The sequence below is a fragment of the Mycobacterium sp. PO1 genome (assembly GCF_017312405.1).
GTDB lineage: Bacteria > Actinomycetota > Actinomycetes > Mycobacteriales > Mycobacteriaceae > Mycobacterium.
Map to the genome: position 1 here is coordinate 80,211 of NZ_BLTG01000007.1, position 13,981 is coordinate 94,191.

The window sequence follows — 13,981 nt, forward strand, 5'->3', positions numbered from 1 at the left end:
GCTCAGCCGCTCAGGCTCTTGTCGAGTGTGTCGAGCGCCTGCAGGAATGCCGCGCCGGGCGTCGGTGCGTCATCGGACACGGCCATGTACACCCCGATGATCGCGCCGGCGGTCACCTGCAACTGTTCGTCGGGTTCAGGGCGGTTCAGCCGCTGGGCGATCGCCTGAGTGAGCAGCCGGATGGCTTTGACATGCTCGACCCACAATGCGCCCTTGGCCTCGGGCAGCGAGTACAGAAGTCGCTGGCGTGCGATCACGTAATCGAACTCGGGCCCGGCCATCGAGGTGAACACCTCGGCGGCCGCATGCCGGTAGGCGGCGACGGTCGACAGCTCCGCCGGCGCGGCCAGGAACGCCTCGATGATCGGCGCCAGCAGGTCGTCGGAGAACAGCACGGACTCCTTGGTGGGGAAGTAGCGGAAGAACGTCCGTGGCGAGACATCCGCAGCCTCCGCGATCTGGTCGACGGTGGTCTGCGCGTAACCGTTCGACTCGAAGAGCCGGAAAGCTTCGCGCCGGACCGTCTCCCGGGTGCGGAGCTTCTTGCGTTCGCGCAGCCCAGGCTCGTCGCCGGTGTTCACGTGCCGGCGACCTGGTTGCGGCCGAGGCTCTTCGCCAGGTACAGGGCTTTGTCGGCACGAGCCAGGGTGTCGGCCAGCGGCTCCGGACCGCGGTAGTCGGTGTAGCCGATGGAACAGGTCTGGCCCGCGGGCACACAACCGCGGATCCGGTCGAGGATCTCGCGGGACTGGTCGACGGTGGTCTGCGGGAGGGCGATGAGAAATTCCTCTCCGCCCCATCGGGCGAAGACGTCGGTGTGACGCAGCGACGACACGGCCACCGTGGTGAACGCCTGCAGCAGAGCATCACCGGCCTCGTGCCCGTGACTGTCGTTGTAGAGCTTGAAGTTGTCGAGGTCGACGACGGCGATGATCAACAGCGCACCGGCGTGCTGAGCGTCGTCGAGGATGGCGCGCATCCGGTCGTCCCACGCGCGCCTGTTCAGCACGCCCGTGAGTGGGTCGGTGTAGGCCGAATGCCTCAGCTCGTCATAAGTCTTGGCCAACGCCGTCATGTCGCGGAACTCGAACTGCACGATGCGCAGACCGCCCTGGTCGACAGCACGGGCGTTGAGCTCGATCGTGATGATCTCGCCGTCCAGCCGCCGCAGCGTCCCCCGATGCGCTCGGAGCTCGAGCTTGCCGGCCAAGATGTCGGTGACCATGATCTGCGCCGCGCCGCGATCCCCGGAGGGGATGAATTGATCCATGGGTCGGGACAGGACCTCGCTCACGTTCGGGGACCCGAACAGCAGCGCGGCCTCGGTGTTGGCGAACACGATGACGCCGTCGGCGTCGACCATGGTGACGGCGATCGGTGATTGCTCGATCAAGGCCCGCCAGTGGTGCTCAGCCTCGGCGTGCGCGGCCCTGGCGGCGGTCAACTCCGTGACGTCGGTGGACACCCCGCCCACCCCGAGGACCTCACCGGCTTCATCGATCAACGGGAACTTCGTCGATCGATAGGTGTGCACCGTCCCATCTGGATGGACGACCTCTTCGCTGAAGACCTGCGATTCCCGGGCGCCCATGATGCGGGCGTCGTTGCGGCGATAGTCATCAGCGGTCTGCTGGTCGAAAAGGTCGTGGTCGGTCAGGCCCAGCAACGACGAATGCGCGGGTGCGATCTGCTCCAGCGCCCGGTTGCTCATCACGAAGCGCCCCTCGATGTCTTTGGCGTAGATCAGTACGTCGGTGTGCTCGAGGACCCCGTTGAGCATCCGCTGTTGCTCCCGCAGCGCGGCGTCGGCCACCAGTCGGGCGCGGGCCTCGGCGGCGAACCGGCGGGCCTGCCGCCGCAGCTCGAGCTGGCTGACGACCTGACGCGCCAGCGCCGCCAGATGACGGCGCTGCCGCTCGGTCAGCGACAGCGGCTCGGGTCCGAATACGCACAGCGTGCCCAGCACGGTGCCGTCGGCGAGCACGAGGGGAGCCCCGGCGTAGAACCGGACATGGGGCGCGCCCACGACCATCGGGTGATCGGCGAACCGGGGATCGACGCGCGCGTCGTACACCTCGACCACCGAGGCGTCGCTGGGCTTGATGCGTTCGCAGAACGACAGCTCGCGAGACGTCTCGGTCAGGTCGAAGCCGTGGCGCGACTTGAACCATTGCCGGTCGGTGTCGACGAGGCTCACCGCCGACGCGGGCGCTCCGCACAGATCCGCGGCCAGCGCCGTCAGATCGTCGAATGCCGGTTCCGGCGGCGTGTCGAGGATCGTGAAGGACTCGAGCGTCAGCAAGCGCTCCGTCTCGTCGGCGACGGAGCGGTCATCAGCGGCCTGGGTGCTCAAGCCGAGTGCCTCTTCGGGCGAGCAACGTTGAATTCCGACAACCCCCGGCAGAAAATAGACTTACGCGCTGGTCAATGCTACACAGACCGGGTCCTCCATGACCCCGGCGCGCAGCAGTGGAGTGGTACCGCGGATCCGAGCGTGTTCTTCGCCGCAACCGACCCCGTGACGTCTCGCTATCGACCTCGAGGTCGTAGTGGCTGACGTCGGAAACACCGTTCACTGCCCAGGCTCGGACTGTGGCGGCGACCCGGGACGACTACAGTTGACAGCTGTCGAGACCAGACGGAAACCCAACGCCGAGCAGCGGCGGCGTCAACTGTGTGACGCCGCCATCGCCTTGCTGGCCGAAGAAGGTGGGCGCGGGCTGTCCCACCAGAAGGTGGACCGCCGCGCACAGGTACCCGACGGCACCACCTCGTTCTACTACCGCACCCGCTCAGCGTTGCTGCGCGGTGTCGCCGACCAGATCGTGTACTACGACATCGAATTCTTCACCGGCGCCTTCGCCGACGAGGCCGGCGCCGAAACCCTGTTGAGCATCCTCGCGGAGCAGATGTTGCTGCTGCGCGAGGAGCCGCATCTGGCGCGCACCCGTGCCCGGCTGGAGTTGACCATGCTGGCCCGACGCGACAGCGAGCTGGCGTCCGGCTTCCAGGATGTGTTCCAGAGCTACCGGGCGCTGGCCGAGCGGCTCGTCATCGGTCTGCAGTCCGGCGGGTCCCCGCCCGACCCGGAGCTGGTCGGCGAGCAGGCCGCCGTGCTGCTGACCTACCTGAGTGGGCTGGTGTTCGGCTTCGCCAACGGGGCGAGCGAACCGGCCACCCGCATCCACATCGAGTGTCAGCTCAGGTCGGTGATCACCGGGGTGGCCGTCGAGTGGGGAAACGCTCACGCGCCGATCAGCGACTCCACCGGTGTACGGGCGAAGTAGACGGCGAACCCGGCCGCGACGACCCACAGCAGCGGGCTGACGTCACGCGCGCGGCCCGTCGCCGTGCGCATCACGACCCAGGAGATGAACCCGACGCCGATGCCGTTGGCGATCGAGAAGCTGAACGGCATGACGGTGACGGTCAGCACCACCGGCAGCGCCACGGTGAACTCCGAGAGATCGATGTGGCGCAACTGCGCGGCCATCAGCACCCCGACGATCACCAGCGCCGCCGCCGCCACCTCGGTCGGGACGATCGACGCCAGCGGTGAGACGAACATCGCCGCCAGGAACAGCACGCCGGTCACCAGGTTGGCCAACCCGGTGCGGGCGCCCTCCTCTACGCCGGCACCGGACTCGATGAACACGGTGTTCGACGACGACGAGGTGGCGCCACCGACCACCGCCCCGGCACCCTCGACGAGCAGCGCGGAGCGCAGCCGCGGGAACGTGCCCCGCTCGTCGGCCAGCCCGGCCTCCCGGGACAGGCCGGTCAGGGTGCCCATCGCGTCGAAGAAGTTGGTGAACACCAGCGTGAACACCAGCATCACCGCCGACAGCACCCCGATGCGCGCGAAACTGTCCATGCTGAACGCCCCGACCAGTGACAGGTCGGGCAGCGCGAACGGCGACCCGGACAGCGTGGGCACCGACAGGCTCCACCCACCGGGCTTCTCGGTGGCCGGCCCCAGATGCCAGATCGCCTCGATGACGGCCGCCAGCACCGTGCCGCTTACCAGCCCGATGAGGATGCCGCCGCGCACTCTCCGCGCGACCAGGACAGCGGTGAACAGCAGCGTTACGACGAAGACCACCGTCGGGATCGTGCTGATGGAACCGAGCCCTTCGCTGCCGAGGCCGACCGGCGGCGACGGCAGCCCCGTCGAGCTGATGAAGCCGGCGTCGACGAGACCGATGAACAGGATGAACAGCCCGATGCCCGCGGTGATCGCCAGTTTGAGCTGCATCGGCACCGCGTCGAAGACCAAGCGCCGCAGACCCGTCACTGCCAGCAGCACGATGATCAGGCCGTTGATGACCACCAAGCCCATCGCTTCGGCCCACGTGACCGAGCCGACGACGGTGGTGGCCAGGAACGAGTTGATGCCCAGGCCGGCGGCGAACGCGAACGGCAACCGCGCGATGAGCCCGAACAGGATGGTCATCACACCCGCAGCCAGCGACGTCGTCGCCGACACCTGCGCGAAATCGAGTCGACTGCCGGTGACGTCGGCCGAGCCCGACAAGATGATCGGGTTCAGCACGATGATGTAGGCCATCGCGATGAACGTGACGACACCGCCGCGGACCTCGGTTCCGAGCGTGGATCCGCGCGCTGTGATCTCGAAGAAGCGATCCAGCGGTTTCACAGAGGCGGCCTAACCCCGCGGTGCGGGCGGTGGCGGGGGCACCGGCATGCACAGACCGGTGCTGGTGTCGAGGTATTTGCCCGGCACGCAGAACGGCGCGCAGCCGTAGATCACCCCGGTCTCACCGGGCGGGCACCCCGCGATCGACGTCGCCGGGGCGGCGTGAATCGCCAGCGGCACGGCGGCGGCCGCGACGGTGAGCGCAGTGGCTATCAGATAGCGCATGAGTTGTCCTCTCCTGCAGGTCATGTCGGAACGCCGGTGGCGACGCGGGGCGGGTTCTTCTCGGGCGGGCCGTCGAGCACGGAAGCCGCGATCCGGTCGCGGTGCTGCTCGGCACCGCCCAGCAGCACGGCGTCGGTGTAGGCACGCTTGTAGTAGAGGTGAGCCTGGTGCTCCCAGGTGAAGCCGATGCCGCCGTGCACCTGGATGGTGTCGGTGGCGATCCGGGTGAGTGCGTCCGAACAGGTGGCCGCGGCGATAACGACCGCGAGACCGGGATCGTCGCTGCCGTCGGTCAACGCCCAGATCGCATGGTAGGCGGTCGACTTGGCGTGTTCGAGAGCGATGAGGTCGTCCGCCAGGCGATGCTTGACCGTCTGGAACGAGCCGATCGGCCTGCCGAACTGCAAGCGGCTCTTCGCGTACTGGACAGTGAGGTCCAGCAGATGCGCGGCCGCGCCGACCTGCTCGACCGCCAGTAACGCCGAACCGACATGCAGGGCGTGGCCGATGACCCGCCCGGCCTCTTCGGGGCCGGCGACCAGTCGGGCGGGCGCGTCACGCAGCTCGACGTCGGCCTGCGGACGGGTGAGGTCCAGCGTGCTCCGCACGGTGCGCCGCACTCCGGCGGTGTCGGCATCCACCGCGAACAGACCGAGACCGTCGGGGCCGTTGGCCGCGACGAGCAGGATGTCCGCAGCACCGGCGTCGACGACACGCTCGACGGTGCCGGTCAGAGCCCACTCCTGGGGTGTGCGTGCGGCTTCGACCTGCACGGCCGCCGGATCGAACGCACCGGCGGTGTCGGTGACGGCGAACGCCGCGGTGCGCGAGCCGTCCGTCAGCGGCTCCAGCAGCGCGGTGTTCTCCGGGCTCTCCGACGCTGCGACCAGCGCCGGGATGGCGAGGTAGACCGTCCCGAACAGCGGGCCACAGGCGAGCGCCGCCCCCAACTGCTCGACAGCGACGGCCTGGTCGATCAACGAGCCGCCGACGCCGCCCCGCGATTCCGGCACCGACAGTCCCAGCACGCCCAGCTCAGAACCCAGCCGCGCCCACACCTTCGCGTCGAACGGCGGATCGGATTCCATCTGAGCGCGGACGGCGCTCTCGTCGATGTGTTCGGCGCAGAACGCGGCGACGGCGTCGCGCAGCTGCCCCTGCTCCTCGCTGAACGCGTACTCGGCGCTGCTCATGCCCGCAAGCTCCTCAGCTGTGCTTTTGGGCTGATCCGCAAGCTCCTCAGCTGTGCCTTTGGGCTGATCCGCAAGCTCCTCAGCTGTCTTGTCGGGCTGATCCGCAAGCTCCTCAGCTGTCTTGTCGGGCTGATCCGCAAGCTCCTCAGCTGTCTTGTCGGGCTGATCCGCAAGCTCCTCAGCCACGCGGCACCTCCTTCCACGGCATACCCGCGTCCGCCCGCAGGTCACCGGGCAGCCCCAGCACCCGCTCGGCGAGGATGTTGCGCATCACCTCGGACGTGCCTCCTTCGATGGTGTTGGCGCGGCTGCGCAGGAAGCGCTGCTGAATCGGGCCGCGCCAGTCCTCGGCGTCGGCGTCGCCGCTCGTCCCATAGCCGTCATAGAGGATGCCCTCGGGCCCGAGCAGATCCATGCAGAACTCGTAGATGTGCTGGTTCAACTCGGCGCCGACCAGCTTGCCGACCGACCCCTCGGGGCCGGGGCCGCCGACGCTGGCCGACACCCGGGAACGCTCCGAGGTCAGCCGTTGCGCCTCGGCGCGCAGCCACAGACTGGTCAGCCGGTCCCGCAGCACGGGTGTCTGCAGGTCCGGCCGGGAGGCCCACAACGCGACCGCGTCGCCGATCGTGCCGGCGCCGCGCCGGTTGCCGCTGCCGCCGAGCGCGCTGCGTTCGTTCATCAACGTCGTCATCGCCACCCGCCAGCCGTCCCCGACCCCGCCGAGGCGGAAGGTGTCGGGGATGCGGGCATCGGTGATGTAGACCTCGTTGAACTCGGCGTGGCCGGTCATCTGCCGCAACGGACGGGTCTGGACACCGGGACCGTGCATGTCGAGCACGAAGTACGTCAGTCCCTTGTGCTTGGGGACGTCCGGGTTGGTGCGGGCCAACAGCAGACCCCAGCGGGCGCGGTGCGCCAGGCTGGTCCACACCTTCTGGCCGTTGACCACCCACTCGTCGCCGTCCTGGACAGCCGAGGTGGCCAGGCCGGCCAGATCCGAGCCGGCACCGGGTTCGGAGAACAGCTGGCACCAGATGTCCTCGGTGGTGGCCAGCGGCCGCAGCAACTGATGCCGCACGTCGTCGGTCTGGGCGTGCTCGCGCACCGTGGGCGCGGCCATGCCGTAACCCATCGGATTCAGCGACAGCGGCACCGGGCCGCCGGCATTCTGCAGGATGCGGTCCGCCACCACTTGGAGGCCGCGCGATACACCCAGGCCGCCGAATCCGGCGGGAAAGTGCACCCACGACAGGCCGGCGTCGAAACAGGCGCCGAGAAACTCGGGGATCGAAACGGAACGGGGGTCGTGCTCGGCGACGACCCGCTCGGCGGCGTCGGCGACGAGATCAACGTCGGCTGCGGTGCCCATAGGAGCACCTTAGCCAGGTCGGAATGAAGTCGGCTGGGGTATCAGCCTGCGGTCAGCGCGAGGTGGTCCAGGTCGGCCCTGTGGCGACGCTGAAGCAGGAACCGGAGCCACCGAACATCGATTAACACAGCAGTCCTTTACGCGGTCTTGGTGAGGAGGGGGAGGAGTTGGCGCCGGGCAACCATCACGTCGGCGAAGTGGTTGAGCGCCTCGGGGACCGATCCGGAGGTGGTGAACTCGACATCGTGCTCACGTAGCACCTGCTCGACGGCGCGGCTGGCGACCAGTGACCACTCCAGGCCGGCGGCATCACACAGGTCGTCGATGCGGAACAGCAGTGAAACCGCTTCCCGGGTAAAGGAAGTGACGCCGCTGAGATCGAGGATGAACGGCTTCTCGGGAATGATGAAGCGTTCGGTGTGGTCGCCGGCGCATTCGACGTTGGTGTCGCGCAACTGGCCGGTGATCGTCACGACGGTGGCCAATTGGCGGCAGTGCGCCCGGATGCCGGCGCCGTCGCAGTCGAACGTCGGATTGCCGTACATTGCAGCCTCCCTCGATCCCGTGCTTGCTCGGCCGCTGTCGGCCCTTACACCAATGAAAGGTAGCCAGGCAATCTAAGGCCGCTGGGTGTAATGACTAAAACATCGCTAAGAACTGGGATCAGGCCCGGTCAGCAAACTCGCCGGTAACTTGACGCCGACGCTCAGTCCCGCCGCTGCTGTTGGGCACCGGTGTAATTGGCCCACGGGTTGTAGTCGGCCAGCAGCGGCTCTTGCGCGGGGCGCGCGTCCTCGTCGACATGCTGAAGATTGATCCGGATGCGGTACCAGATCGAGCTCGGCCCCCGCATCCCGTCGACGAGAACGTCTGCGGGCTCGAGCTTTTCGGCCACCTGAGGATATTTGTCCTGCCACTGGTGCAGCGCGGCCATCGCCTCGTCCTTGGTCTTGGTCCGGGCGATCTCGATCAGCGGCATGCTGGAAACGCGGGAACCCTTGGCTCCCTCGGTGGAGCGGCGCGCCCCCTTGGGCGCCTTCTCCGCCGGACCCAGCCGCTCGGCGAGTTCGAGCAGCGAATCGAGAGATCCGGCCGTGTCCGCCATGCCCTCCCACGGGTCACCGAGTTCGGCGACGCGCTCCGGCACGGTGGAGACCGTGAACGTCTCGGGCCGGCAGTCGGCGACCTCGTCCCAGAACAGCGGTGTGGACACCCGCGCGTCCGGGGTCGCCCGCACCGAGTAGGCCGAGGCCACCGTGCGGTCCTTGGCGTTCTGGTTGAAGTCGACGAAGACGCCGTGCCGCTCTTCCTTCCACCAGCGCGCCGTCGCCGATTCGGGCGCGCGGCGCTCGACCTCGCGGGCGACCGCTTCGGCGGCGGTTCGAACGATCTTGAACGGCCACCGGGGCTGGATGGCGGCATAGATGTGGAAGCCGCGTGAGCCGGAGGTCTTGGGCCAGGCCACCAGGCCGTGATCTTCGAGCACGTCGCGTGCGACGAACGCGACGTCGAGGATCTGCCGCCAGCCGACCCCGGGCATCGGGTCCAGGTCGACGCGCAACTCGTCGGGGTGGTCGAGGTCGTCGGCCCGCACCGGGTGCGGGTTGAGGTCCACGCAGCCCAGGTTCACCGCCCAGATCAACCCGGCGGCGTCGTGCAGCACCGCCTCCTTGGCCGACGTGCCCGACGCGTACTTGAGTTCGGCAACGGAGACGAAGTCGGGCCGGTTCGCCGGCGCGCGTTTCTGGAAGATGGCCTCCTGTCCGATGCCCTTGACGAATCGCTTGAGGATCATGGGTCGGTCCCGCACACCGCGCAGCGCCCCGTCGGCCACCGCCGCGTAGTACTGCATCAGGTCCAGCTTGGTCAGCCCGATCTCGTCGAAGACCACCTTGTCGGGGTGGGTGATGGGCACCTGCGCTCCACCGATCTCGAACGTCTCGCGAGCAGGCATTCCTTCATCGTATGTTCCAGACCGCGGTGCGACCGTCGTCACATAGGGTGGGCGCATGTCGAAGCTCAGCGATATCTCCGCGCAGGCCGCCGCCAAGGCCCAGCAAACGGTCGGCAAATACCTCGAGCGTGGTTCGGCCGAGTTGCACTACGCCCGCAAGATGTTCTCCGCCGGCGCGCTGAAACTGGAGCCCCCGCAAGACATCGCGGCCTTCGTCGCCGATATCCGCCGGTGGGGCGAGTTCGGGATGATCCCGGCCCTCAATGCACGACGGACACCCAACGCGGCCGCGGTGATCGACGACTTCGGTGAGATGACGTTCAAGGAACTCGACGACGCCGCCAACGCCGTGGCCAACGGCCTGCTCGCCAAGGGGATCAAGGGTGGTGACGGCGTGGCGATCCTGGCCCGCAACCACCGGTGGTTCCTGGTGTCGGTGTACGGCGCCGCCAAGACCGGCGCCCGCATCATCCTGCTCAACAGCGAGTTCTCCGGCCCGCAGATCAAGGAGGTGTCCGAGCGCGAGGGCGGCAAACTCATCATCTATGACGACGAGTACACCAAGGCGGTGCAGGCCGCCGAGCCCGAACTCGGCAAGCTGCGCGCGCTCGGCATCAACCCGGACAAGCCCGACGAACCGTCCGGTACCGACGAGACCCTCGAGGACCTGATCGCGCGCACCGGCAGTGCGCCGCCACCCAAGGCCTCCAAGCACTCGTCGATCATCATCTTGACCAGCGGCACGACCGGTACCCCCAAGGGCGCCAATCGCAGCGCGCCCCCGTCACTGGCGCCGATCGGCGGCGTGCTGTCGGCGGTGCCGTTCAAAGCCAACGAGGTGACCTCGCTGCCGGCGCCGATGTTCCACGCGCTGGGCTTCCTGCACGCCACCATCGCGATGATGCTCGGGTCGACGCTGGTGCTGCGCCGGCGGTTCAAGCCGGCCACGGTGCTGGCCGACATCGAGAAGCACCGGGCCACCGCGATCGTGGTCGTGCCGGTGATGCTCTCGCGCATGCTCGACGAACTCGACAAGACCAGCCCCAAGCCCGACCTGTCGTCGCTGCGCATCGTGTTCGTCTCCGGATCGCAGCTCGGCGCCGAACTGGCCACCAGGGCGCTCAAGGAGCTGGGCCCGGTCGTCTACAACCTGTACGGCTCGACCGAAGTGGCGTACGCGACGATCGCACGGCCACAGGATCTTTCGAAGAATCCCGCCACGGTCGGGCCCGTCGTCAAGGGGATGAAGGTCAAGATCCTCGACGACAACGGCAACGAGCTGCCGCAGGGTGAGGTGGGCCGGATCTTCGTCGGCAACTTCTTCCCGTTCCAGGGTTACACCGGTGGCGGCGGCAAGCAGATCATCGACGGCCTGCTGTCGTCCGGCGATGTGGGCTACTTCGACGAGGACGGCTTGCTCTACGTCAGTGGCCGTGACGACGAGATGATCGTCTCCGGCGGCGAGAACGTGTTCCCCGCCGAGATCGAGGATCTGGTCAGCGGTCACCCCGAGGTCGTCGAGGCGACCGCACTCGGCGTCGAGGACAAGGAGTGGGGCCATCGGCTGCGCTGTTTCGTGGTGAAGGTGGAGGGCTCCTCGATCGACGAGGACACCATCAAGACCTACGTCCGGGAGAACCTGGCGCGCTACAAGGTCCCACGTGAAGTGGTCTTCATCGAGGAGTTGCCCCGTAATCCGACCGGCAAGATCCTCAAGCGCGAGCTGCGCGAGATGGACATCGAACAGCCCGAGTAGCCAGCGCCGTGCACCGCGAGCGGGGTGTCTGCACCGAGACACCCCGCGCGCGGGCCGACCACGCGCGCTCGCCTTCGGTGAGGGTGCGCTGCCGCACGTGACCCGCCGCGCGCGGGCGTGCAGCCACCGGCGCTCCTCGGAGAGGTGGTGTTACTTGACGGCGTCGGCCATCATCGCCGCCCCCGGGATGGCCAGCGAGATGAGCATCACCAGCATCAGAAACCACCCGGAGCCTTGCCAGGCGGCCCAACCACCCCCGGCCTTCCACACGCGGTAGGTCTGGATGAAAGCGCCCACACCCCCGACGAACAGGAACACCGGCACCAGCGAAGCGGCGTACACCGAGTCGCGGGCCCCGAACGCGTGGAAGGCGAGCGCCAACCCGGCCACCGCAATGACCACCAGCGTGTACAGAGCCGCCGGCCGGAAGGACCCGGGCTTGTCCAAGCGCTTCTCAGCGAAGTCGCGGTCAGTACTCATACCGCACGGATACCCCCGATCGGGAGCTCGAATCTGCGGTCAGATCGCGATTCTTCAGGAAACCACGATCTGACCGCACGCTCGGCGCCCGAGGGCCCGCAGGCTCGGCGCCCGAGACCCCCGCTCTAGGGATCGCGCGGCAGCCCGAGCAGGCGTTCGGCGATGATGTTGAGCTGCACCTCGGAGGTGCCGCCGTAGATCGTCGTCGCGCGACCCGCGAGCAGGTATTCGGCCCACTTGCCCGACGGCTGGCTCTGGTCACCCACGGCGGCATCGGTGCCGAACGACGACACGCCGAACTCGGCGTAGCCCTGGCCGGTCTTCATCGACAACAGCTTGGAGATGGCGGCGGCGGGCATCGGGTCACCGCCGGCGAGCGTCAGCAGCGTCGAGCGCATGTTGAGCAGCTTGGCGGCGTGCCCCTCGGCGATCAGCCGGCCGGCCTCGTTCTGCTCGATCTGGTCGAAGTGGCCGTCGCGGACGAACTCGACGAACTGGTCGAGGCTGGCCAGGAACGGCGGCTCGCTGCTGCCGATCGACACGCGCTCGTTGGTCAGCGTGTTGCGGCTGACCTCCCACCCGCGGTCCACCTCGCCGAGCACCATGTCGTCGGGGACGAACACGTCGTCGATGAAGACGGTGTTGAACATCGCGTTGCCGGTGAGCTCCCGCAGCGGTTTGACCTCGACTCCCTCGGCCTTCATGTCGAGCAGGAAGTAGGTGATGCCCTGATGTTTGGGTGCGCTCGGGTCGGTGCGGGCCAGCAGCGCACCCCATTGCGAGAACTGCGCGCCGGTGGTCCAGATCTTCTGACCGGTGATGCGCCACCCGCCGTCGACCTTGGTGGCCTTGGTGGTCAGGCTGGCCAGGTCCGAGCCCGCGCCCGGCTCGGAAAACAGCTGACACCAGATCATCTCGCCACGGAACGTCGGCGGCAGGAACTGCTGCTGCTGAGCTTCGGTGCCGTAGGCGACGATCGACGGGATGATCCACGCCGCGATGCCCATCTGGGGTCGCTTGACCCGCCCGGTGGAGAACTCCTGGGCGATGATGATCTGCTCGATCGGGGTGGCGGCCCGTCCCCACGGTGCGGGCAGGTGCGGTTGCACCCAGCCCCCCTCGGCGATGGCAGCGTTGCGTTCTTCTCTCGGAATCTCTTTCAGTGCCGCCACCTCGGCGCGGATCTCCTCGCGCAGCTTGAGCGTGTCGGGGTCCAGGTCGATGTCGATGGAGCGCATGCCGGTCGCCGTGGCGGTGTCGACCACCTGCTGGGGGTAGTCGGCGGCGCGGCCGAACGCCGCCGCCAGCACGATGGCGCGCCGGTAGTACACGTTGGTGTCGTGCTCCCAGGTGAAACCGATGCCGCCGTGGACCTGGATGCAGTCCTGGGCGCAGTGCTGGGCGGCGACGGGGGCGAGGGTCGCGGCGACGGCGGCGGCGAACTCGAAGGCGCTGGCCTTCGCATCGTCGTCCTGACTGCCCGCGCGTTCCTCGTCGATGGCGCGGGCGGCGTCCCACACCGCGGCGGTGGCGCGCTCGGTTTCGGCGATCATGTTGGCGCACTTGTGCTTGATGGCCTGGAACTGGCCGATCGGGCGACCGAATTGTTCCCGGATCTTGGCGTAGGCCGCGGCGGTGTCGGTGGCCCACCGCGCGACGCCGATGCACTCGGCCGACAGCAACGTCGTGATCAGGGCCCGGGCCAGCGTCTGCGGCAGGTTGGCCAGCACGCGGTCGTCGGTGACTTCGACGCCGTTGGCGCGCACGTGCGCGACGGGGCGCAGCGGGTCGACGGAGGCGACCGGCTCGATCTCGAGCTGGTCGGCGTCGAGGACCACCCACTCCTCGCCCGATTCGATCGCGACCGGCAGAACCAGCACCGAGGCCTGCGCGGCGGCGGGCACCGAGCGGGCTTCGCCGCGGATCACCAGGCCTTCTCCGTGCCGCGTCGCGGTCAGCGCCGAGCTGATCGCGTAGGTGGCGATCGTCTCGCCGGAGGCCAGGCCGTTGAGTACGGCGGCGTCGGGATCGTCGGCTGCGATCAGTGCGCTGGCGATGGCCGACGGCACGAACGGACCGGGCACGGCGCCGTAGCCGAACTCGGCGGCGACGATGGCCAGTTCCAGGATGCCGAAGCCCTGCCCGCCGACCGATTCGGCGAGATGGACGCCCTGCAGGCCTTGTTCGGCCGCCGACTTCCAGTAGGGCGGCGGGTTGGGGATCGGGCTCTCGAGGGCTTCGTGCAGAACCTCCGAGGGTGCGACGCGTGCGACGTACGAGCGCACGGAGTCGGCCAGGTCGTTGTGCTCTTCCAGGATGGCGATGGGCATGCGTAACCCTCCGT

12 protein-coding genes are annotated in these 13,981 nt (G+C 68.2%); 2 read left to right on the plus strand and 10 right to left on the minus strand.

What is annotated here, in order from left to right; translation table 11 throughout:
• Positions 1-2 precede the first annotated feature (2 nt).
• Entirely contained in the window at positions 3-581 is a 579-nt protein-coding gene (locus J3476_RS02495; protein ID WP_163672716.1) for a TetR family transcriptional regulator, read from the minus strand.
• Positions 578-2,353, minus strand: a complete 1,776-nt coding sequence (locus tag J3476_RS02500) for a diguanylate cyclase domain-containing protein (protein WP_170311189.1) — start codon at positions 2,351-2,353, stop codon at positions 578-580. Before J3476_RS02500 ends, J3476_RS02495 begins: the two co-directional genes overlap by 4 nt.
• A gap of 265 nt (positions 2,354-2,618) precedes the next feature.
• Between J3476_RS02500 and J3476_RS02505 the strand changes: the two genes are divergently transcribed.
• A complete protein-coding gene (locus tag J3476_RS02505) occupies positions 2,619-3,287 on the plus strand; it encodes a TetR/AcrR family transcriptional regulator (RefSeq protein ID WP_286182521.1) in 669 nt (222 codons plus the stop codon).
• Here J3476_RS02505 and J3476_RS02510 read toward each other — a convergent pair.
• From J3476_RS02510 to ligD, 6 genes are all read right to left on the minus strand, one after another.
• On the minus strand, positions 3,245-4,657 hold the full coding sequence (locus J3476_RS02510; protein ID WP_207064979.1) for an NCS2 family permease: 1,413 nt from the start codon (positions 4,655-4,657) through the stop codon (positions 3,245-3,247). The genes J3476_RS02505 and J3476_RS02510 overlap by 43 nt on opposite strands.
• A gap of 9 nt (positions 4,658-4,666) precedes the next feature.
• Positions 4,667-4,882 (minus strand): hypothetical protein, encoded by a 216-nt coding sequence (locus J3476_RS02515; protein WP_239341995.1) that lies wholly within the window; start codon positions 4,880-4,882, stop codon positions 4,667-4,669.
• Positions 4,883-4,902: 20 nt separating this feature from the next.
• Entirely contained in the window at positions 4,903-6,261 is a 1,359-nt protein-coding gene (locus tag J3476_RS02520) for an acyl-CoA dehydrogenase family protein (protein WP_373889012.1), read from the minus strand.
• The gene (locus J3476_RS02525; protein WP_207064980.1) at positions 6,254-7,447 is read right to left on the minus strand and encodes an acyl-CoA dehydrogenase family protein; all 1,194 of its coding nucleotides are present in this window, start codon (positions 7,445-7,447) and stop codon (positions 6,254-6,256) included. The genes J3476_RS02520 and J3476_RS02525 overlap by 8 nt, the downstream gene beginning before the upstream one ends.
• Before the next feature lie 137 nt (positions 7,448-7,584).
• Entirely contained in the window at positions 7,585-7,992 is a 408-nt protein-coding gene (locus J3476_RS02530; protein WP_207064981.1) for an STAS domain-containing protein, read from the minus strand.
• Positions 7,993-8,153: 161 nt separating this feature from the next.
• Entirely contained in the window at positions 8,154-9,401 is a 1,248-nt protein-coding gene (ligD, locus tag J3476_RS02535; RefSeq protein ID WP_207064982.1) for a non-homologous end-joining DNA ligase, read from the minus strand.
• A gap of 55 nt (positions 9,402-9,456) precedes the next feature.
• On the opposite strand from ligD, the gene fadD2 reads away from it, so the two are divergent.
• Positions 9,457-11,157 (plus strand): long-chain-fatty-acid--CoA ligase FadD2, encoded by a 1,701-nt coding sequence (gene fadD2, locus J3476_RS02540; protein WP_207064983.1) that lies wholly within the window; start codon positions 9,457-9,459, stop codon positions 11,155-11,157.
• Between the two features lie 150 nt (positions 11,158-11,307).
• On the opposite strand, the gene J3476_RS02545 is transcribed toward fadD2, so the two are convergent.
• Both J3476_RS02545 and J3476_RS02550 read right to left on the minus strand, forming a co-directional pair.
• Positions 11,308-11,637: a hypothetical protein gene (locus tag J3476_RS02545; RefSeq protein ID WP_207064984.1), complete on the minus strand. Its 330-nt coding sequence runs from the start codon at positions 11,635-11,637 to the stop codon at positions 11,308-11,310.
• 125 nt (positions 11,638-11,762) lie between these two features.
• Positions 11,763-13,967, minus strand: a complete 2,205-nt coding sequence (locus tag J3476_RS02550) for an acyl-CoA dehydrogenase (protein WP_207064985.1) — start codon at positions 13,965-13,967, stop codon at positions 11,763-11,765.
• Positions 13,968-13,981 lie beyond the last annotated feature (14 nt).